Here is a 19,310-nt window from a genome sequence, read left to right as displayed (position 1 = left end):
TCAGAACACCGTCTGGATCTTGATCCCCGCCACCAGCGCGTTGTCGACCTCGTCGACCCCGCCCGGGCGCTTGATGTACTGCAGGTTCGGCCGCACCGTCAGCCAGTCGGTCACGTGCACCCCGTAGTACAGCTCGGCGTTGTACTCGGTGTCCTGCAGCGGCTGGTACAGCGGGTTGTCATAGTCGTCGATGCCGTTCACCTGATTCACCAGGCGCTGGCGCTTCTTCACATCGTCGTTAACGTGGATGCGCGCGATGCCCAGGCCGATGTCGTCCTTCGGCCGCGCATCGAACGGGCCCTTGTAGACCACCCCGAGCTGCTGGTAGTTGTCCACCACGTTGGTCGCCTTGTCGTGGACGGTCAGGTTGGCGAACAGGTTCAACCCACGCGACGTATCGCCGTTGTGCGACGTGACCTGCTGCTGCGCCACCACCCACCAGCCATGCTTGCTGCCGCGCGACTTGAAGTCGTTGCCGGTCAGCCCCTGCGGCTGGCCGTCGACGTCGTCGTACACGTCGTCGGCCTTCGCCGTGCTGTAGTAGTAGCCCAGCCGGTACTCGCCCGGCAGTTGCTCGGCGCCGACCTTCGGCTGCCAGATCAGCTCCACCGGCAGCAGCGCGCCCTTGGTCCCGCTGCCGCTCATCTTGAAGCCATTGCCGGTCTCCAGGTTCGACGGGTTCTGCTCGTAGGCGCCGACCTGCACGTACCAGTCCGGCGCGAAGTTGTACTTCACCCGCAGCGCCCACTGGCTGACCGGCCAGTTGTACCAGATGCTCCCCGCCCAGTTGCCCACCTGCGAGCCGCAGAAGGCCAGGTTCTGGAAGTCGCAGGGGAAGCTGTTGAAGTCCTCGCCCTCGCCGAAACGGCCGAATTTCACATCCAGCGCTCCGTCGAAGTACTGCTGCTTGAGCCACAGCTGGGTCAGCCGCCAGGTCTGCCCGCGGCCCCAGACCTCCTGCACCGAGCTGATGTGTCCGGCGCGCGGGTCGCCGATGCGGTCGTTGGAGAGGTTCTTGCCGTTGCGCTCGGTGACCATGAACTGGAACTCGGTGGCCTTCCAGCCGAAGATCTTCTCCAGGTCCATGTGCACGCCCAGGGCGAACTGGTCGGTGTAGCGCCCGGTCTTGTCGTCGTCATAGCCGCCATCGAGGTTGGCCGCCGCCTCGCCGACGTACTCCAGCTTGAAGTCGTAGCCCTTCTCCAGCAGCTCGGTGCGCTTGCCGCCCCAGTCGCCGAGCATCCATTTCGAATTCGGGTCGAAGGCCTCGGCGGCGTGCGCCGCGTTTCCCAAGCCCAGGGCTCCCAGAGCGAACAGGCAGCCCACTGTCCTGGCGGCCGGCCTGGTTTTCTTGTTCTTGTACATTTCCAGCGTCCTCGTGGTTGTGGTCTAGGCAGTACGAAAGGATTCAGGAGTTCTTCTGGCGATTGCCGTTCAGCGCGGTGACCTTCTCCGCCGCCGCGCCCGCCATGCGCAGGGCTACGCGCTCGCCGCTCCGCGCATCGAACAGCAGGACCCGCGCCGGATCGAAACGCAGGCTCATGCCGCTGCCCGGCTGCGGCGCGACGTCCGGAGCCAGGCGGCAACAGACCTTGACCTGGTTGACGGTGACGAAGACCAGGGTGTCCGGCCCGGTCGGTTCGAGTACCTCGACTTCGGTACGCAGGTCATGGGCGGCGCTGCCATCGCCCAGGGCGACCTGCTCCGGGCGTACGCCGAGGATCAGCTCGCGCCCTTCCTCCAGGTCGACCGCCAGCTCCAGCGGCAGTTCGATCCGATCCTGGCCACTGTCGAGCAGGCCGATCCAGCGTCCGTCCCGGCGCTGCACGCGCAACGGAATGAAATTCATCGGCGGCGAACCGATGAAGCTGGCGACGAACAGGTTGGCCGGGTCGTTGTAGATCTGCTGCGGCGTGCCGAACTGCTGGATGACGCCGTCCTTCATCACCGCCACCTTGTCGCCGAGGGTCATGGCCTCGATCTGGTCGTGGGTGACATACACGGTCGTGGTCTTCAGCCGCTGGTGCATCAGCTTCAGCTCGGTGCGCATTTCCACCCGCAGCTTGGCATCGAGGTTCGACAGCGGCTCGTCGAACAGGTAGACCTTGGGCCGCCGTGCCAGCGCCCGGCCCATGGCCACCCGCTGCTGCTGGCCACCGGAGAGCTGCGAGGGCTTGCGTTCGAGCAGGTGCTCGATCTGCAACAACCTGGCCACCCGCGCCACCTCCTCGTCGATGGCGGCCTGGGGCATCTTGCGGATCTTCAGGCCGAAGGCGATGTTCTCGCGCACGCTCATGGTCGGGTACAGGGCATAGGACTGGAAGACCATGGCGATGTCGCGGTCCTTGGGGCTCATGCCGCTGATGTCCTGGCCGTCCACCAGGATCGCACCGCCGGTGATGCTCTCCAGCCCGGCGATGCAGTTCATCAGGGTCGACTTGCCGCAGCCCGAGGGCCCGACGAGGATCAGGAATTCGCCGGAGTCGATCTTCAGTCGGATGTCCCTGAGGGTGTCGGCCAGGCCGCTGCCGTAGCTCTTGTGCAGGTTGCGCAGTTCGAGGGTTGCCATGTTTCGTTCGTCTCCGGGGTCAGCGACCCGTCTCAGCCTTTCACCGCGCCGGCGGTGAGGCCGCGCACGAAGTACTTGCCGGCCAGTACGTAGACCACCAGCGTGGGCAGCGCGGCGATCATCGCCGCGGCCATGTCGACGTTGTATTCCTTGACCCCGGTGGTGATGTTCACCAGGTTGTTCAGGGCCACGGTGATCGGTTGCGAGTCGCCGCTGGCGAACACCACGCCGAACAGGAAGTCGTTCCAGATCTGGGTGAACTGCCAGATCAGGCAGACCATCACGATGGGCGTGGACATCGGCAGCAGGATGCGCAGGAAGATGGTGAAGAAACCGGCGCCATCCAGGCGCGCGGCCTTGACCAGGGCATCCGGGATCGCCACGAAATAGTTGCGGAAGAACAGCGTGGTGAAGGCCAGTCCGTAGATCACATGGACCAGCACCAGGCCACTGGTGGTATTGGCCAGGCCGAGCTTGCCGAGGGTGAAGGACATCGGCAGGAGGATCACCTGGAACGGCAGGAAGCAGCCGAACAGCAGCGCGCCGAAGAACAGCTGGGAGCCGCGGAAGCGCCACATCGACAGCACGTAGCCGTTCAACGCGCCGATGAAGGTGGAGATCAGCACGCCGGGTACGGTGATCAGCACCGAGTTCCAGAAGAACGCGCCGACGCTGTCCCAGGCCTTGAGCCAGCCGATGACGGTGAAGGTGTCGGGCAGCGACAGCAGGTTGCCGGTGCGGATGTCGTCGGGCGTCTTGAAGCTGGTCAGCAGCATCACCAGCAGCGGCACCAGGTAAAGCGCGCAGGCGCCCCAGAGGGTCAGGTGCACGGCCAGGCGGCTGACGCTGAAGGTCGGGTTCGGGGACGCGTCACGCATGGCGCTTGCCTCGCAGTTCGGAATACAGGTACGGCACCACGATCGCCAGCACCGCGCCGAGCATCAGCATCGCGCTCGCCGCGCCGAGCCCCATCTGGCCACGGGTAAAGGTATGCGCATACATGAACATCGCCGGCAGGTCGGAGGAATAGCCCGGCCCGCCAGCGGTCATCGCCGCCACCAGGTCGAAGCTCTTGATCGCTATATGGGCGAGGATCATCAGTGCGCTGAAGAACACCGGGCGCAGGCTCGGCAGGACGATGCGCAGGTAGATGGTCGGCAGGCTCGCGCCGTCGACCTGGGCGGCGCGCACGATGGCCGGGTCGACCCCGCGCAGGCCGGCGAGGAACAGCGCCATGACGAAGCCGGACGCCTGCCACACGGCGGCGATCACCAGGCAGTAGACGACCCGCTCCGGGTCCACCAGCCAGTCGAAGCGGAAACCTTCCCAGCCCCAGTCGCGGAGCAGCTTGTCCAGGCCCAGGCCGGGGTTGAGCAGCCATTTCCAGGCGGTGCCGGTGACGATCATCGACAGCGCCATGGGATACAAGTAGAGGGTGCGGATGAAGCCTTCGCGGCGGATGCGCTGGTCCAGCAGCACCGCCAGGAACACTCCGAGCACCAGGCAGATGGCGATGAACGAGCCGCCGAAGAGCAGCAGGTTCTTGCTCGCCACCCACCAACGGTCGTTGTCCCACAGGCGCTGGTACTGGCTCAGCCCGGCCCACTTGTAGCTGGGCATGAAGCGCGAGTTGGTGAAGGACAGCAGCAGCGTCCAGCCGATGTAGCCATACATGCAGAACAGCACCACGACCACGCTTGGCGCCAGCACCAGCTTCGGCAGCCAGCCTTGCAGGCGATCGAGCGGCGAGACGCGACGAGGCGCTACCGGAGCCGTGGGATGGACAGGGGAATTGGTCGCCATGCGTTTTCTCGCGCGCGAAGGAACCCACCCGTGCCGCACGGCGGCACGGAGCCAGTCGGGAGGATCGAGCGGAGCCCTGGCCGGGCTCCGCGCCAGGGACCTACTGCGCCGCCGCCTCGATGGCGGCCGCCAGCTGCTGGGCGGCCTTCTGCGGATCCGCGGCGGGGTCGTTGAAGAAGTTGGTCACCACGTCGAAGATCGCCCCTTGCACATAGCTGGAGGCGGCCATGCTGTGGGCCATGCTCGGCACCAGGTTGCCGTCCTCGGAGGCCTGCTTGAAGTCCTTCATCGACTGCTGGGAGCAACTGTCGAACGGCGTCATGTCGGCGTCCAGGCGGACCGGGATGGACCCCTTGTTGAGGTTGAAGTCCTTCTGGAAGGACGGGTCGAGCACGCTGCGCGCCAGGTCTTCCTGGGCCTTGCGGTTTTCCGCGTTGTTCAGCTTGAACATCACCAGCGAGTCGATGTTGTAGTCGAAGGCCTTCTGCGTGCCGGGGAACGGCAGGCACTGGTAGTCCTTGCCCGGCACCTTGCCGGCGGCAGTGAACTCGCTCTTCGCCCAGTCGCCCATGATCTGCATCCCGGCCTTGCCGTTGATCACCATCGCCGTGGCCGCGCTCCATTCGCGGCCGGCGGCGTCGGCGTCGACGTAGCCGCGGAGCTTCTTCAGCGCGGCGAACACCTCGACCATCTGCGCCCCGGTGAGGGTCGCCTTGTCCTGTTCGACGAAGGCCTTGCGGTAGCCCTCCGGGCCCATCTTGCTCAGCACCAGGTTCTCGAACACGGTGCCGTCCTGCCACGGCTGGCTGCCATGGGCCAGCGGCGTGAAGCCGGCGGCCTTGAGCTTGTCGGCGGCGGCGAACAGTTCGTCGAGGGTGGTCGGCGGGGTGGCGCCGGCCTTCTTGAACACTTCCGGGTTGATGTAGAGCCAGTTCACCCGATGTACGTTGATCGGCACTGCCACATAGTCGCCGTCGTACTTCATGATCTGCGCCACCTGCTTCGGCAGCAGGCTGTCCCACTTGCCTTCGGCGGCCACCGCGTTGAGGTCGGCGAGCAGGCCCAGTTCGCCCCACTCCTGGATATCCGGCCCCTTGATCTGCGCCGCGGCCGGCGGATTGCCGGACACCGCGCGGGTCTTCAGCACGGTCATCGCCGCCTCGCCGCCACCGCCGGCCACGGCGAAATCCTTCCAGGTATGGCCTTTGGCCTCGACCAGCTTCTTCAGGGTTTCGGCGGCGCGCTTCTCACCGGCGGAGGTCCACCAGTGCAGCACTTCGACTTCGCCGGCCTGGGCCAGCAGCGGGGAGAGACAGAGCGAGGAAAGACAGATGACGGCAGAGAGGCGACGGATCGCATTCATGGGGAAAACCTTCTTCTTGTTATTCGGAGCAAGTCTGCGCTTGCAATGTTCCGAGTCTATTCAAGCGTTCCGCGTCGCGGGTAACGAAGCGATCCGGGTTTGTCACGGGATGGTTACATTGGGATTGAGGCAGAGCAGGAAGATCCAGGCTTGAACGCGGCAAGGCCGCTTCGCGATAGAAACCTCCTACAGCAGTCGGTTCCTTCGTGCCGCCCGCCTCTCCAGCCAGGCATCCCGCAACCTATCGGCCGGCGAATCCTCATGCTGCCCGCCATCCAGCGCGATCACCAGCATCCGCTCATGACAGCGGAAATCGACGATGTACGGCCCGAGAATCTTCTGTCGACGCAACTTCAGCCCGAGCAATCGTTGCCCGCGCAAACACAGCCATAACGCCCGCTCCGCCTCTGTCTGCCGCTGCTGCGGAACGCGGCAAAACCCGCCCCGGGAAAACCTCATGCCTACCTGCCTCGTTCAAGCGCCCGGCAGGCCTGCCCATCACTCCAGCCCCAGGCGCGGCAAGCGCAGGCTTACCCGCAGGCCGCCCTCGCGACGGTTCTGCAAACTGACTTCGCCGCCATGGGTGTGCGCGATGTTGCGCGCGATGCCCAGCCCCAGCCCGTAGCCCTGGCCGCGCGGGGACAGGCGGAAGCGCGGCTCGAAGATCTGCTCCAGGCGCTGCTCGGGCACGCCGGGGCCGTCGTCGTCGACGTGCAGCACCACCGCTTCCGGCCCATCCTCCAGGCACAGGCGGGCGCGTTCGCCGTATTTCAGCGCATTGTCCAGCAGGTTGCCGATACACCGCTTGAGCGCCAGGGGCTTGCCCGGATATGGCTCCGCGGCGCGGCCGACCACCTCCACCCGGCCGTCGGCCAGGTAGGGCTCGGCAATGTGCTGGAGCAACAGGTTGAGGTCGACCGGCTCGACGTTCTCGTGGATATCGGTGTCCTTCACGCACTGCAGCGCACCCTTCACCAGCAGTTCCAGTTCGTCAAGGTCGCGACCGAACTTCTCCTGCAAGCGCTCGTCTTCCAGGAGTTCCACCCGCAGGCGCAGGCGGGTGATCGGCGTGCGCAGGTCGTGGGAAATGGCGCTGAACAACTGCCCGCGCTCGTTCAGGTAGCGGTCGATGCGCTCGTGCATGGTGTTGAAGGCGCGTGCCACCTCCACCAGTTCGCTGGCGCCGCGCTCCTCCAGCGGCACCGACGGACCGCCCAGGGCCAGATCGCGGGCGGCACGCGCCAGGCGCTTGAGCGGACGGCTCTGCCAATGCATCAGCAAACCGGTGAAAAGCAGCAGCAACAGGCTGGTGAAGACGATCGAGAGCACTTGCTGCGGTTGCAGTCCCTCGGGTTCCAGGCTGACGTACGGCGCCGGCATCAGGCTGGCGATGTACAGCCACTCGCTGTCGCCGATGCGGATCTGGGTGACCAGCACCGGCGGGTTCACCGGCTCCAGGGTCAAAGCGTAGTGCGCCCAGGAGCGCGGCAGTTCGTCGAGCTTCAGCGCACCGTTGAACAGGCGCAGTTCGTCGGGACTGATGAATTCGACCTGCAGCTCGACCTCCTTGCCCAGGCGCTGGTGCAGCACGTCCTGGACGATCTCCAGCACCGCCTGCTTGTTCGGCGTGTCCGGCAAGGCGCGCATCTCCAACGGCCGCTCGTTCAACGAGACGAAGAAGCGCGTGCCGCCCATGCTGCGCAACTGGTCGAGGACCAGCGGCCGGTAGCCGAGCGGCAGGGAGCGGAAGTAGCTGACGCTGGCCGCCATCGAATAGGCCAGGCTGCGCGAACTGGTAAGCAGGCCCTCGCGCTGGCTGGAACGCAGGTGCGACAGCCAGAACAGGCTGGAAAGCCCTTGCGCGACCAGCAACGCGAGCAGGGTCAGGAGCAGCATGCGGCCGAGCAGCGAGCTCGGCACCGGCGACCAGCGCCGCCGTTCGCTCATGGCTGCAGGTGCGGCCGCACCTGTGCCGCCAGCAGGTAGCCGCTGCCGCGCACGGTCTGGATCAGCCGCGGCGCCTTGCCGGTGTCGCGCAGGCGCTGGCGCAGGCGGCTGACCGCCATGTCGACGATACGCTCCAGCGGCAGCACCTCGCGGCCACGGGTGGCACTGGCGATGGTATCGCGGTCGAGAATCTGCTGCGGATGATCGAGGAACAGCTTGAGCAGCGCGAAGTCGGCGCCGCTGAGGAAGAACTCCTCGCCGTCTTCATGGAACAGTCGATGGCTGACGGTATCCAGTCGCCAGTCCTCGAAGGCCAGCACGTCGCCGCCGCGCACCTGGGTGAACTGCGCGCGACGCAGCAGGGCCTTGATCCGCGCGAGCAACTCGCGCGGACTGAAGGGCTTGCCGAGGTAATCGTCGGCGCCCAGTTCCAGGCCGATCACCCGGTCGGCCTCGTCGGAACTGGCGGTGAGCATGATGATCGGCATGCAGGCCAGGCGCTGGTGCGAGCGGATCCAGCGGCACAGGCTGAAACCGTCCTCGTCCGGCAACATCACGTCGAGGATCGCCAGGATCGCCTCCTCCTCGCACAGCGCCTGGCGGAAGTCGGCACCGCGCGAAACGCTGCGGACCTGGAAGCCGGCGCGGCTGAGGTAGGTTTCCAGCAGTTCGCGGATCTCCTGGTCATCGTCCACCAGCAGGATCGATCGTCCGTTCGCGCTCACGAGGCTCCTCCTTATGCGGTTGCTCTCACACCGGTTCGGCTCTCGGCGTCCAGGGCCTGCTGCAAGGCAACGCCGGCGCCGAGCAGGCCCGGATGCTCGGCGGTCATGATCCACACCGGCACGTCCTGCAGGTAGGCGCCGCTGGTCTTGCCGCGGCTGGCGAAGGCCCCGGCGAACCCACTGGCGAGGAAGCGTTCGCGGAAGCGCGGCACGATACCGCCGGTGATGTAGACGCCGCCGAGGGCGCCGACGGTGAGCGCGGCATTGCCGGCGACTCGCGCCAGCCACAGGAAGAAGTGTTCCAGCACCGCGTCGGCCTGGGCGTCGCCGGCCAGCGCCAGTGCGCCGACCTCCGCCGCACTGGTCGCGCGAACAGGAATCCCGTCGAGGGCGCAGCTGATCTCATAGAGAGCGAGCAGGCCGTTGCCGGACAGCACGCGCTCGGCGGAGACATGTCCGTAGCGCTCGCGCAGACTTTCCCAGACGGCGAAATCGCGCGCCGAGGTGACCGGCAGGTCGACATGCCCGCCCTCGCAGGGCAGCACCTCCCAGCGCCCCTCCCCCAGCGGCAGCAGGCTGCCGACGCCCAGACCGGTACCGGGGCCGATGATCAGCCGCGCGCGGTCCGCCTGGGCGCTGCCGGGGCGGACCTGCACCAGTTCGTCCGCGCCCAGCCGCGAGGCGGCCCAGGCCATGGTGCTGAAGTCGTTGACCAGCAGCAGGTGATCCAGCCCCAGTTCCTCGCGAAACGCGGCGCGGTTGATCGACCAGTGGTTGTTGGTGAAGCGGAAATCGCCCGCGCCGACCGGACCGGCGCAGGCCAGGCAGACCGAGTCGATGTTCGCCAGCGACTCGCCGACCCGCGCCAGGTAGTCGCGCACGGCCAGTTCCGGCCGCGGGTAATCGGCGCAGGCGAGCACCGCGATGGATTCCAGGCGCTGCCCGCGCCAGAGCGCGAAGCGCGCATTGGTGCCGCCGATATCGCCAATCAGGGCGAGGCCGCCGGAACTTCCGTTCTTGTCGTTATTCATCGTCGTTCGAACCGCAATGCCCCGCGCCAGGCGGGACGGTCGGCAGATCTTGCCGGAGAGACCTGCGCCAGCCAAGCGCCGGCGAAGGTCGACCTATCAGAACTAGCGCCAGCCGTTGAGGCTCTCGGTGAAGCTACAGGCACCCTCTTCCGCGCTGCTCATGGCGTTGCGCATGAAGGCGAACAGCTCGCGGCCGCAGCCGAGATTGCCGTCCTGCGGCGCCGGCTCCAGGCTACGCGCCTGCCACTCGGCCTCATCGATCAGCACCCGCAATTCGCCGCTCACTCCGTCGACCCGCACCCGGTCGCCGTCGCGCAGGCGCGCCAGGGGACCGCCGGCGATGGCTTCCGGACTCACATGGATGGCCGCCGGCACCTTGCCCGAAGCCCCGGACATGCGTCCGTCGGTGACCAGCGCCACCTTGAAGCCACGATCCTGCAGGACTCCGAGGAACGGCGTGAGCTTGTGCAGCTCCGGCATACCGTTCGCCCGCGGGCCCTGGAAACGCACCACGGCGACCAGGTCGCGCTCCAGCTCGCCGGCCTTGAAGGCCGCGGCCAGGCTGGCCTGGTCGTGGAAGATCCGCACCGGCGCCTCGACCACCTGGTGTTCCGGCGCCACCGCCGAGACCTTCATCACGCCGCGACCGAGATTGCCTTCCATCAGGCGCAGGCCGCCCTCGGCCGAGAACGGTTTGTCCAGTGGACGCAGGATCGCCTCGTCGAGGCTCTGCTCCGGGCCTTCGCGCCAGACCAGCCGGCCGTCCTCGAGGAACGGCTCGCGGGTATAGCGGCGCAGGCCGGGGCCGGCGACCGTCTGCACGTCTTCGTGGAGCAGACCGCCGTCGAGCAGCTGGCGGATCAGGAAGGACATGCCGCCGGCCGCCTGGAAGTGGTTGATGTCGGCCTGGCCGTTCGGATAGATGCGCGCCAGGGTCGGCACCACATGGGACAGCTCGGACATGTCCTGCCAGGTCAGCTGGATGCCGGCCGCCTGGGCGATCGCCAGCAGGTGCAGGGTGTGGTTGGTCGAGCCGCCGGTGGCGAGCAGCGCCACCACCGAGTTGACGATGGCCTTCTCGTCGACGATTTCCGCCATCGGCACGTAGTTACCGTTCTCCGGGGTCAGCCGGCTGGCCTGGCGCGCCGCTTCGCGGGTGAGTTCGTCGCGCAGCGGGGTGTTCGGGTTGACGAAGGAGGCACCGGGCAGGTGCAGGCCCATCACTTCCACCAGCAACTGGTTGGTATTGGCGGTGCCATAGAAGGTGCAGGTGCCGGGAGCATGGTAGGAGGCCATTTCCGAGGCCAGCAGCTCTTCGCGAGTGGCCTTGCCCTCGGCGAACAGCTGGCGCACCGCGGCCTTTTCCTTGTTGGAGATGCCGGTCGGCATCGGCCCGGCCGGGACGAACACGGTGGGCAGGTGGCCGAAGCGCAGCGAGCCGATCAGCAGGCCCGGCACGATCTTGTCACAGACGCCCAAGCACAGCGCCGCATCGAACATGTTGTGCGACAGCGCGATGGCGGTGGACATGGCGATCACGTCGCGGCTGGCCAGCGACAGTTCCATGCCCGGCTCGCCCTGGGTCACCCCGTCGCACATGGCCGGCACGCCACCGGCGAACTGGCCGACCGAGCCGATCTCGTGCAGCGCCTCCTTGATCAGCCCCGGAAAGCGCTCGAACGGCTGGTGCGCCGAGAGCATGTCGTTGTAGGCGGAAACGATGGCCACGTTGGCCTGGTTCATCAGCCGCAGGGTCTGCTTGTCGCTTTCGCCGCAGGCCGCGACCCCGTGGGCGAGGTTGCCGCACGGCAGGGTGCCGCGGTGCGGCCCCTTGCTGGCCGCCGCCCGGACCATCTCGAGATAGCGCTGGCGAGTGACCGCGCTACGGGCCTGGATGCGGCGGGTGACTTCGAGCACACGAGGGTGCATGGCAGATTCTCCTACAGACTATCAATTGTTGTTTTTACAACATAATCATCGGTTGAAGGATGTTTACTTTTCTTTATGGACGAAATGTAATGGTTTTTACCACAACAATAGAAAAGAGACGACCTCATTATGACTATCCGCCTGGCCATCAACGGCTTCGGCCGCATCGGCCGAAACGTTCTTCGCGCCCTGTATACCGGCCACTACCGCGAGCAGTTGCAGGTGGTGGCGATCAATGACCTCGGCGACGCCGCGGTCAACGCCCACCTGTTCCAGCACGACAGCGTCCATGGACGCTTTCCCGGCGAGGTCGAGCACGATGCCGAAAGCCTGCGGGTGATGGGCGACCGCATCGCCGTCAGCGCCATCCGCAACCCGGCGGAACTGCCCTGGAAGAGCCTCGGCGTGGACATCGTGCTCGAGTGCACGGGGCTCTTCACCAGCCGCGACAAAGCCGCCGCCCACCTGCAAGCCGGCGCCGGCAAGGTGCTGATCTCGGCGCCGGGCAAGGGCGTCGACGCCACCGTGGTCTACGGCGTCAACCACCAAGTGCTGCGCGCCTCCCATCGGATCGTCTCCAACGCCTCCTGCACCACCAACTGCCTGGCACCGGTGGCCCAGGTACTGCATCGCGAGCTGGGCATCGAGCACGGCCTGATGACCACCATCCACGCCTATACCAACGACCAGAACCTCTCCGACGTGTACCACCCGGACCTGTATCGCGCCCGTTCGGCGACCCAGTCGATGATCCCCACCAAGACCGGCGCCGCCGAGGCGGTCGGCCTGGTCCTGCCGGAACTCGCCGGCAAGCTCACCGGGCTGGCGGTGCGGGTGCCGGTGATCAACGTGTCGCTGGTCGATCTCACCGTACAGGTGGCCCGGGATACCAGCGTAGACGAGGTCAACCGCCTGTTGCGCGAGGCCAGCGAGGGCTCTCCGGTGCTCGGCTACAACACCCTGCCGCTGGTGTCGGTGGATTTCAACCACGACCCGCGCTCGTCGATCTTCGACGCCAACCACACCAAGGTCAGCGGTCGGCTGGTCAAGGCGATGGCCTGGTACGACAACGAGTGGGGCTTCTCCAACCGCATGCTGGACAGCGCCCTGGCGCTGGCCGCCGCCCGCGACTGACGCGCCTCAGCGGAACTTGCGCCGACCGCGCGCCTGCAACGCCAGCAGGCGCAGGTCGGCTTCGGCGAGGATCAGCCGCTGCTCGACCTTGTCCGCGCGCTTCCAGACGCGGATTTCCTGGCGCGTGCGACCGCAGCCACGGCACACGTCGGCGTCGAACTCACAGATATTGATGCAAGGACTCTTCAAGCGTTCCCCCTTTTTCGGCGCGGACCGGATGCGCTCCTCGCCCACCACTTCACGCCAGGCGGCGGGCCGGCGTCCAGGCGGAAATGCCTATCGGGCCGATCGAGCGGCCCGAATCCTCACTCGGCCCCGGCGTCGCGCAGGCTTTCGTAGGCCGGCGCGGCATAGATGCCGGCCTCGACGCAGAGCGCCATGACCCGCGGCAGGTCCTGGGTATAGACCAGCACCGCCTGCAGCTCGTCGTCCAGCGGCTCGCTGAAATCCACCAGCACGTAGCCGCCCTTTTCCGGGTACATGCTGCTCAGTTGCACCTGGATACGGTTGAGGGCGACCAGCGGCTCGGTCTTGAGCAACTGCTTCGGCTTGATGTTGAACGCCACGTCCTTGCCGAAGGAGGCGACGATCCGGGCGAACAGCTCGGCATAGGTGTCGGCCTGGAACAACACGATGTCCGGCAGGCTGCCGACCACCACCCATTCGCCGAGCGGGATCGGGAAGCTGTCGTCGTAGTTGATGTCCGGGTTGGCGGCGAGGAACCCTGCCGGATCGGCGTAGGCCTGGGCCGCCTCGTCGGCGATCCGCTGGATTTCCTCGGCGCCCATGCAGCCGGTGCTGATGAGGGTGATCAGTTCGTTCAGGGTGTCTTTCATGGGCGGGTTCCAGGGTCGATGAAACGGAGCGGACCGGCCTCGACGGCACGGCCGGATGAATTCTACAGGGTGGAACGACGGTCAGCGGCGCGGCCAGTCATCGTCGGCGTCCAGTGCCTCGCGCTCCTCGCGCATGGCCTCCGCCAGGGCGCGCTCTTCGTCATCGGGATCGGCGCCCGCGACAGCCTCCGCGACGGCAGGCTCGACGGCTTGCTCCGCGACCACGGGAATCGGCCCAGCCGCTGGCTCGGCGGACTCGTCGCCCTGCTCCGAGGGCTCCGGAGGGTCGAGCAGGTCGTCGAAGTCGGTCTTCAGGCCCTGCTCCATCTCGTCCAGTTCCAGCAGCAGGCTGCGGAAGCTGGTTTCCTCGCGCGGCTTCTCCGGCTCGCCGGCCTCCCCCTCGATCTCCTCGAGGCTTTCCCCGGCCTCGGCGATGGCGCGATCGGCCAGGGCCTGGATCGAGGCAGGAATCGCATCCTCGTCGAGATCGTCGCGCGGCGGCTGCGCCGCGGGCGCCACTTCGACCGGCGGTTCCGGTTCGGGCTCCATCTCGCGCAACGCCGACAGCGGCGGCAGTTCGTCGAGGCTCTTCAGGTTGAAATAGTCGAGGAACGCCTTGGTGGTCGCCAGCATCGCCGGACGCCCCGGCACCTCGCGATAGCCGACGATGCGGATCCACTCGCGTTCCATCAGGGTCTTGACGATCTGGGTGTTCACCGCGACGCCACGGATCTCCTCGATCTCGCCGCGGGTGATCGGCTGGCGGTAGGCGATCAGCACCAGGGTTTCCAGCAAGGCCCGCGAATAGCGTTGCGGACGCTCCTCCCAGAGCCGGCCGACCCAGGGCGAGAAGCGCTCGCGGATCTGCAGGCGGTAGCCGGACGCCACTTCCTTCAGCTCGAACGCCCGTCCCGTGCAGGACAACGCGAGGATCGCCAGGGCGTCGCGGAACTGCCCCGGCTCCGGCCGCTCGGCCTCGTCGAACAGCTCGGCCAGGCGCTCCAGCGACAGCGGCTTGCCGGCGGCGAGGAGGATGCCTTCGAGCAGGGTGGCGAGTTCGTGGGGATCGGACAGGTTCATCGTCGCAACGGATACCGGAGCCAGGAGAAGTGGAAAGAAAGATAGTGGAGCCAGGCGCGCACAGCTTAACAGGACGCGCGCCGGGACGAAGCCGGCGCGACGGAAAAGCCCGTCGGGCGCCCGGCGACGGCAGCGAACGCGGTCACTCGAAATCGTCCTCCAGGGCCTCCTCCAGCGCCTCGCCCTCTTCCGCCCCGGCGGCCACCCGCAGGCGCACGTGGATGGCTCCGAAGGCCTCGTTCTGTACCAGTTCCACCAGTTGTTCCTTGACCAGTTCGAGGATCGCCATGAAGGTCACCACCACGCCGAGCTTGCCCTCCTCCAGGGTGAACAGCTGGATGAACGGCACGAAGGCGCCGCCTTTCAGGCGCTCCAGCACTTCGCTCATGCGCTCGCGGGTGGACAGCACCTCGCGGGTCACCTGGTGGCTCTCGAACAGGTCGGCGCGACGCAGCATCTCGCCCATCACCAGCATCAGCTCCTGCAGCGCCAGCTCCGGCAGCAGCTTGCGCGCCCGCGCCTCGGGCGCCGCCACCAGCGGCACCAGCACGTCGCGGCCGACCCGGGGCAGCTCGTCGAGGTCTTCCGCGGCCTTCTTGAACCGCTCGTACTCCTGCAGGCGGCGGATCAGCTCGGCGCGCGGGTCCTCCTCTTCCTCCTCGGCCTCCGCCGAGCGTGGCAGCAGCATGCGCGACTTGATCTCCGCGAGCATCGCCGCCATCACCAGGTACTCGGCGGCCAGTTCCAGGCGCACCGCCTTCATCAGCTCGACGTAGCCCATGTACTGGCGGGTGATTTCCGCCACCGGTATGTCGAGGATGTCGATGTTCTGCTTGCGGATCAGGTACAGCAGCAGGTCGAGCGGGCCTTCGAAGGCCTCGAGGAAGACCTCCAGCGCGTCCGGCGGGATATAGAGGTCCTGCGGCAGTTCGGTGACCGCCTCGCCGTAGACCAGCGCCAGTTGCACCGGCACCCGCTCGGCGGCAGGCCCGGTTACGGGGGAGTCGGCGTTGGCCGGGAGATCGTCCTGCATGGGTCGGCTCATGGTGTACGGAATTCGGACGGCGCTCAGGCCGGCTGCATGAACGGCGCCGGATCGCCACAACCCACGCGGATCACTTCCGGATCCGTGTCGGTCAGGCTGATCACGGTGGAGGCCTCGCCGCCGCCGTAGCCACCGTCCACGATCAGGTCGACCTGGTGTTCCAGGACCTGGCGCATTTCATAGGGATCGTTCAGCGGCTCGCTGCTGCCGGGCATGATCAGGCTCACGCTCATCAGCGGCTCGCCCAGCTCCTCCAGCAGCGCCCGGGCGATCGGGCAGTTCGGCACGCGCAGGCCGATGGTGCGGCGCTTGGGGTGCAGGAGCATGCGCGGCACTTCGCGGGTGGCGCTGAGGATGAAGGTGTAGGGACCGGGGGTGTGCGCCTTGAGCAGGCGGAACAGGCCGGTGTCGACCTTGGCATAGACGCCCAGCTCGGAAAGGTCGCGGCAGACCAGGGTGAAGTTGTGCTTGTCGTCCAGTTGACGAATGCGGCGGATGCGATCCACCGCGGTCTTCTCGCCGATGCGGCAGCCCAGGGCGTAGGACGAATCGGTGGGGTAAACGATGACCCCGCCCTGGCGGACGATCTCCACGGCCTGCTTGACCAGCCGTGGCTGAGGATTTTCCGGATGGATCTGGAAGAACTGGCTCATTCGGCCCCCTTGGCTTCGGAATGACGTTCGGTATCGCGAAAATGCCTGGCGAAACGCGGCCACATGACCGGCAGGTCCTCGGGGACCGCACGGTACATGCCCAGCTCGGACCAATCGCCCGGCGCGTGGAAGTCGCTACCGGCGGTGACCATCAGGCCGAACTCGCGTGCCAGGATCGACAGGGTACCGACCTGCTCGGCCGGCTGCACGCCGTTGACCACCTCGATGGCGTGCCCGCCGGCCTGGAGGAAGTCGGCGACCAGGCGGCGACGCTTGGTGCGGGTGAAATCATAATGGTACGGATGCGCCAGGCTGATCCAGGCGCGCGCCTCGCGCAGGCAACCGACCACCTCCTCCAGGGTCGGCCAGTGCTGCTTGACGTCGCCCAGCTTGCCGGCACCCAGCCACTTGCGGAACGCCTCGGCCCGATCCTTGACCCAGCCGCCCTGGACCAGGAACTCGGCGAAATGCGGTCGCGCCGGCGCGTTGCCGCTGTCGCCCAGGGCCCGCTGGATCGCCCGCGCGCCGTGCAGGGCGCCGGGCATGCCCTTGGCCGCCAGGCGCCGGTCGATTTCCTCGGCGCGCGCCCAGCGCCCCTGGTGCAGGGCCTCGGTGGCCCGGCGCAGGGGCTCGGCCTCCAGAGCGAAGCCATAACCGAGCACGTGGATGGTGGCACCGCCCCAGGTACAGGACAGTTCGACGCCGTTGACCAGCTCGATACCGAGCCGGGTCGCCGCCGCATGGGCTTCCGGCAGGCCCTCCAGGGTGTCGTGGTCGGTCAGCGCCAGCAGCCCGACGCCCTTCTCATGGGCTCGCTGCACCAGGGCGGCGGGCGCGAGAACGCCGTCGGAGGCGGTACTGTGGCAATGCAGATCGACACGCATGGCTGAATCCTGATTCCAATGAATAACGATGAAGCAGCGCCGGTTCGCTGCCTCGCGGTATCGAGACGTACCGTTCATGGGTTCGTGGAGCCCGCTCCACCTGGCGAACGCGCGGGCGCGGCGGGCCTGACGCATTCGGAAAGACAGGATGACTGTTTCAGAACATCCAGAGGTTGCTATTATGCCGCTTCAACCGTGTCCTGACTGCCACCATGAAGCAATTCATCGATTTCATCCCCCTGGTCCTGTTCTTCATCGTCTACAAGATAGACCCTCAGAACGTCGAGTTCGCCGGGTTCAATCTGAGTGGCATCTACGGCGCGACCGCGACCCTGATCCTCGCCTCGGTGATCGTCTACGGCGCTCTCTGGCTCAAGCATCGCCACCTGGAAAAGAGCCAGTGGTTCACCCTCGGCGCCTGCCTGGTGCTCGGCGGCCTGACCCTGGCCTTCCATGAGGACACCTTCCTCAAGTGGAAGGCGCCCCTGGTCAACTGGCTGTTCGCCCTGGCCTTCGCCGGCAGTCACTTCATCGGCGACAAGCCGATGATCCAGCGCATCATGGGCCACGCCATCCAGTTGCCGCAGGGCCTCTGGGTACGCCTGAACATCGCCTGGGTGGTGTTCTTCCTGGTGTGCGGCTTCGCCAACCTATACGTGGTCTTCACCTATCCGAACTTCTGGGTGGACTTCAAGGTATTCGGCAGCCTCGGCATGACCTTGCTGTTCCTGATCGGCCAGGGCATCTTCCTGGCTCGCCACCTGCACGACGCCGATACCGGCGAAAAGCCCAAGGACTGACATGCTCTACGCGATCATCGCCCGTGATATCCCCGCCTCCCAGGAACGCCGCCTGGCCAGCCGTCCGGCCCACCTGGCGCGCCTCGAACAGCTGAAGGAAGAAGGCCGCCTGGTGCTCGCCGGCCCGCATCCGGCGATCGACAGCAACGACCCGGGCGCCGCCGGCTTCACCGGCAGCCTGATCGTCGCCGAGTTCGACTCGCTGGCCGCCGCGCAGAGTTGGGCCGAGGCCGACCCCTACCGGGCCGCCGGGGTGTACGCCGAGGTGGTGGTCAAGCCGTTCAAGAAAGTCCTGCCCTGAGGCAACCGGCCGAGCGCCGCCGCCGCGAGGCCCGGCGCCAGCCGCAACGCGGCCGACCGGCCTGACGGTTTGTGGTGACCCGGGCAGACAGTGCGATCCGTCGCTTCATCGGTACAAGGAGTCACGATGCGTCCCTCGACTGCCCAATGCCTGCTGCTGAGCCTGGGCCTGGCGGCCTCCCTGGCCCAGGCCGAAGACCCCGTCGCTCCGCCCACCGCGCCGGTCGCGCCGCAGGCCACGCCGTCCGTCGCCACAAGCCCGGTCGAACTGGAACGACGCCTGGCGGAAACGGAACGCCAGCGCGACGAACTGGTCAGTCGTATGCGCCAGGAGAACCGCCAGCTGCGCGAGCAGCTGCGGATGGCCCGGGCGCAGCAACAACCGCCGCTGCTCAGCGAAGAACAGACCTGGTATGTCGCCGGCGCCGCCACCGCCCTGCTCGCGTTCGTTCTCGGCGCCCTGAGCCGAGGCCGCCGGCGACAGCGACGCGAATGGATCAATTGAGCGACACCCGATGAGCGAACTGCTGTTGATCGACGATGACCGGGAGCTCTGCGAGCTGCTCGGTACCTGGCTGGTCCAGGAAGGGTTCTGCGTGCGCGCCAGCCACGACGGCGCGCAGGCCCGCCGCGCCCTCGCCGAACAGACCCCGGACGCCGTGGTGCTCGACGTCATGCTGCCCGACGGTAGCGGCCTGGAACTGCTCAAGCAACTGCGCGGCGATCATCCCGACCTGCCGGTGCTGATGCTGTCCGCCCGCGGCGAACCGCTGGACCGCATTCTCGGCCTGGAGCTGGGCGCCGACGACTACCTGGCCAAGCCCTGCGACCCGCGCGAGCTGACCGCGCGCCTGCGTGCCGTGCTGCGGCGCAGCCATCCGGTGCAGCCGAGCGCGCAGATGCAGCTGGGCGACCTGTCGCTGAACCTGACCCGCGGCGTGGCGCAGATCGACGGCCAGGAAATCAGCCTGACGCTCTCCGAGAGCCGCATCCTCGAAGCGCTCCTGCGCCAGCCCGGCGAGCCGCTGGACAAGCAGGCCCTGGCGCAACTGGCGCTGGGCCGCAAGCTGACCCTCTACGACCGCAGCCTGGACATGCACGTCAGCAACCTGCGCAAGAAGCTCGGCAGCCACCCCGACGGCAGCCCGCGCATCCTCGCCCTGCGCGGCCGCGGCTACTACTACAGCCACTGAGCGGGTTTCGTCAGCCTG

General features: G+C 67.0%; 21 protein-coding genes. 5 read left to right on the top strand and 16 right to left on the bottom strand.

From position 1 onward, the window contains the following. From oprB to edd, 10 genes are all read right to left on the bottom strand, one after another. On the bottom strand, positions 1-1,365 hold the full coding sequence (gene oprB / locus PSPA7_RS09300) for a carbohydrate porin OprB (protein ID WP_012075008.1): 1,365 nt from the start codon (positions 1,363-1,365) through the stop codon (positions 1-3). Positions 1,366-1,408: 43 nt separating this feature from the next. Beyond that, positions 1,409-2,569 carry an ABC transporter ATP-binding protein gene (locus PSPA7_RS09295; RefSeq protein WP_003148555.1) on the bottom strand — a complete coding sequence of 387 codons (1,161 nt, stop codon included), beginning with the start codon at positions 2,567-2,569 and terminating at the stop codon, positions 1,409-1,411. A gap of 32 nt (positions 2,570-2,601) precedes the next feature. Continuing rightward, positions 2,602-3,447 carry a carbohydrate ABC transporter permease gene (locus tag PSPA7_RS09290; protein WP_012075007.1) on the bottom strand — a complete coding sequence of 282 codons (846 nt, stop codon included), beginning with the start codon at positions 3,445-3,447 and terminating at the stop codon, positions 2,602-2,604. Further along, complete coding sequence (locus PSPA7_RS09285; protein ID WP_012075006.1) at positions 3,440-4,372, bottom strand: carbohydrate ABC transporter permease; 933 nt, start codon at positions 4,370-4,372, stop codon at positions 3,440-3,442. Before PSPA7_RS09285 ends, PSPA7_RS09290 begins: the two co-directional genes overlap by 8 nt. Positions 4,373-4,472: 100 nt before the next feature. Next, positions 4,473-5,735, bottom strand: a complete 1,263-nt coding sequence (locus tag PSPA7_RS09280; RefSeq protein WP_012075005.1) for an ABC transporter substrate-binding protein — start codon at positions 5,733-5,735, stop codon at positions 4,473-4,475. Positions 5,736-5,921: 186 nt separating this feature from the next. Continuing rightward, entirely contained in the window at positions 5,922-6,194 is a 273-nt protein-coding gene (locus PSPA7_RS09275; RefSeq protein ID WP_012075004.1) for a DUF559 domain-containing protein, read from the bottom strand. Positions 6,195-6,233: 39 nt separating this feature from the next. Then, positions 6,234-7,655 (bottom strand): two-component system sensor histidine kinase GtrS, encoded by a 1,422-nt coding sequence (gene gtrS, locus PSPA7_RS09270; protein ID WP_079262230.1) that lies wholly within the window; start codon positions 7,653-7,655, stop codon positions 6,234-6,236. Between the two features lie 23 nt (positions 7,656-7,678). Continuing rightward, entirely contained in the window at positions 7,679-8,407 is a 729-nt protein-coding gene (gene gltR / locus PSPA7_RS09265) for a two-component system response regulator GltR (protein WP_012075002.1), read from the bottom strand. Positions 8,408-8,418: 11 nt separating this feature from the next. Beyond that, complete coding sequence (locus PSPA7_RS09260; protein ID WP_012075001.1) at positions 8,419-9,438, bottom strand: glucokinase; 1,020 nt, start codon at positions 9,436-9,438, stop codon at positions 8,419-8,421. A gap of 102 nt (positions 9,439-9,540) precedes the next feature. Beyond that, positions 9,541-11,367 carry a phosphogluconate dehydratase gene (edd, locus tag PSPA7_RS09255; RefSeq protein WP_003155485.1) on the bottom strand — a complete coding sequence of 609 codons (1,827 nt, stop codon included), beginning with the start codon at positions 11,365-11,367 and terminating at the stop codon, positions 9,541-9,543. 129 nt (positions 11,368-11,496) lie between these two features. Between edd and gap the strand changes: the two genes are divergently transcribed. Then, positions 11,497-12,501: a type I glyceraldehyde-3-phosphate dehydrogenase gene (gene gap / locus PSPA7_RS09250; RefSeq protein ID WP_003155487.1), complete on the top strand. Its 1,005-nt coding sequence runs from the start codon at positions 11,497-11,499 to the stop codon at positions 12,499-12,501. A 6-nt stretch (positions 12,502-12,507) separates the two neighbouring features. On the opposite strand, the gene PSPA7_RS09245 is transcribed toward gap, so the two are convergent. From PSPA7_RS09245 to PSPA7_RS09220, 6 genes are all read right to left on the bottom strand, one after another. Next, positions 12,508-12,690 (bottom strand): DUF1289 domain-containing protein, encoded by a 183-nt coding sequence (locus tag PSPA7_RS09245; RefSeq protein WP_033996509.1) that lies wholly within the window; start codon positions 12,688-12,690, stop codon positions 12,508-12,510. Positions 12,691-12,806: 116 nt separating this feature from the next. Next, on the bottom strand, positions 12,807-13,337 hold the full coding sequence (locus PSPA7_RS09240) for a hypothetical protein (RefSeq protein ID WP_003155491.1): 531 nt from the start codon (positions 13,335-13,337) through the stop codon (positions 12,807-12,809). Between the two features lie 81 nt (positions 13,338-13,418). After that, complete coding sequence (gene scpB / locus PSPA7_RS09235; RefSeq protein ID WP_012074999.1) at positions 13,419-14,417, bottom strand: SMC-Scp complex subunit ScpB; 999 nt, start codon at positions 14,415-14,417, stop codon at positions 13,419-13,421. A 142-nt stretch (positions 14,418-14,559) separates the two neighbouring features. After that, on the bottom strand, positions 14,560-15,450 hold the full coding sequence (locus PSPA7_RS09230) for a segregation and condensation protein A (protein WP_012074998.1): 891 nt from the start codon (positions 15,448-15,450) through the stop codon (positions 14,560-14,562). Between the two features lie 35 nt (positions 15,451-15,485). Continuing rightward, positions 15,486-16,115: an L-threonylcarbamoyladenylate synthase gene (locus PSPA7_RS09225; protein WP_012074997.1), complete on the bottom strand. Its 630-nt coding sequence runs from the start codon at positions 16,113-16,115 to the stop codon at positions 15,486-15,488. Further along, entirely contained in the window at positions 16,112-16,999 is an 888-nt protein-coding gene (locus tag PSPA7_RS09220) for a PHP domain-containing protein (RefSeq protein WP_012074996.1), read from the bottom strand. Before PSPA7_RS09220 ends, PSPA7_RS09225 begins: the two co-directional genes overlap by 4 nt. A 212-nt stretch (positions 17,000-17,211) precedes the next feature. Here PSPA7_RS09220 and PSPA7_RS09215 point away from each other — a divergent pair, with 212 nt between their 5' ends. The 4 genes from PSPA7_RS09215 (at position 17,212) to PSPA7_RS09200 (ending at position 19,292) form a co-directional block, all read left to right on the top strand. Then, positions 17,212-17,799: a septation protein A gene (locus PSPA7_RS09215; protein WP_012074995.1), complete on the top strand. Its 588-nt coding sequence runs from the start codon at positions 17,212-17,214 to the stop codon at positions 17,797-17,799. Position 17,800: 1 nt separating this feature from the next. Continuing rightward, a complete protein-coding gene (locus PSPA7_RS09210) occupies positions 17,801-18,100 on the top strand; it encodes a YciI family protein (protein WP_003091489.1) in 300 nt (99 codons plus the stop codon). A 126-nt stretch (positions 18,101-18,226) separates the two neighbouring features. Further along, positions 18,227-18,604, top strand: a complete 378-nt coding sequence (locus tag PSPA7_RS09205) for a hypothetical protein (RefSeq protein ID WP_012074994.1) — start codon at positions 18,227-18,229, stop codon at positions 18,602-18,604. Positions 18,605-18,614: 10 nt separating this feature from the next. Further along, on the top strand, positions 18,615-19,292 hold the full coding sequence (locus tag PSPA7_RS09200) for a response regulator transcription factor (RefSeq protein ID WP_012074993.1): 678 nt from the start codon (positions 18,615-18,617) through the stop codon (positions 19,290-19,292). Positions 19,293-19,310: the final 18 nt, after the last annotated feature.

The sequence above is a fragment of the Pseudomonas paraeruginosa PA7 genome, from assembly GCF_000017205.1.
Classification (GTDB): domain Bacteria; phylum Pseudomonadota; class Gammaproteobacteria; order Pseudomonadales; family Pseudomonadaceae; genus Pseudomonas; species Pseudomonas paraeruginosa.
This window is presented reverse-complemented; position numbering and strand designations above follow the sequence as displayed.

Coding starts and splice junctions, on each gene's coding strand:
- oprB (WP_012075008.1), bottom strand. CDS start 1,365: ATGTACAAGAACAAGAAAACCAGGCCGGCCGCCAGGACAGTGGGCTGC.
- PSPA7_RS09295 (WP_003148555.1), bottom strand. CDS start 2,569: ATGGCAACCCTCGAACTGCGCAACCTGCACAAGAGCTACGGCAGCGGC.
- PSPA7_RS09290 (WP_012075007.1), bottom strand. CDS start 3,447: ATGCGTGACGCGTCCCCGAACCCGACCTTCAGCGTCAGCCGCCTGGCC.
- PSPA7_RS09285 (WP_012075006.1), bottom strand. CDS start 4,372: ATGGCGACCAATTCCCCTGTCCATCCCACGGCTCCGGTAGCGCCTCGT.
- PSPA7_RS09280 (WP_012075005.1), bottom strand. CDS start 5,735: ATGAATGCGATCCGTCGCCTCTCTGCCGTCATCTGTCTTTCCTCGCTC.
- PSPA7_RS09275 (WP_012075004.1), bottom strand. CDS start 6,194: ATGAGGTTTTCCCGGGGCGGGTTTTGCCGCGTTCCGCAGCAGCGGCAG.
- PSPA7_RS09260 (WP_012075001.1), bottom strand. CDS start 9,438: ATGAATAACGACAAGAACGGAAGTTCCGGCGGCCTCGCCCTGATTGGC.
- edd (WP_003155485.1), bottom strand. CDS start 11,367: ATGCACCCTCGTGTGCTCGAAGTCACCCGCCGCATCCAGGCCCGTAGC.
- gap (WP_003155487.1), top strand. CDS start 11,497: ATGACTATCCGCCTGGCCATCAACGGCTTCGGCCGCATCGGCCGAAAC.
- PSPA7_RS09240 (WP_003155491.1), bottom strand. CDS start 13,337: ATGAAAGACACCCTGAACGAACTGATCACCCTCATCAGCACCGGCTGC.
- scpB (WP_012074999.1), bottom strand. CDS start 14,417: ATGAACCTGTCCGATCCCCACGAACTCGCCACCCTGCTCGAAGGCATC.
- PSPA7_RS09230 (WP_012074998.1), bottom strand. CDS start 15,450: ATGCAGGACGATCTCCCGGCCAACGCCGACTCCCCCGTAACCGGGCCT.
- PSPA7_RS09225 (WP_012074997.1), bottom strand. CDS start 16,115: ATGAGCCAGTTCTTCCAGATCCATCCGGAAAATCCTCAGCCACGGCTG.
- PSPA7_RS09220 (WP_012074996.1), bottom strand. CDS start 16,999: ATGCGTGTCGATCTGCATTGCCACAGTACCGCCTCCGACGGCGTTCTC.
- PSPA7_RS09215 (WP_012074995.1), top strand. CDS start 17,212: ATGAAGCAATTCATCGATTTCATCCCCCTGGTCCTGTTCTTCATCGTC.
- PSPA7_RS09210 (WP_003091489.1), top strand. CDS start 17,801: ATGCTCTACGCGATCATCGCCCGTGATATCCCCGCCTCCCAGGAACGC.
- PSPA7_RS09205 (WP_012074994.1), top strand. CDS start 18,227: ATGCGTCCCTCGACTGCCCAATGCCTGCTGCTGAGCCTGGGCCTGGCG.
- PSPA7_RS09200 (WP_012074993.1), top strand. CDS start 18,615: ATGAGCGAACTGCTGTTGATCGACGATGACCGGGAGCTCTGCGAGCTG.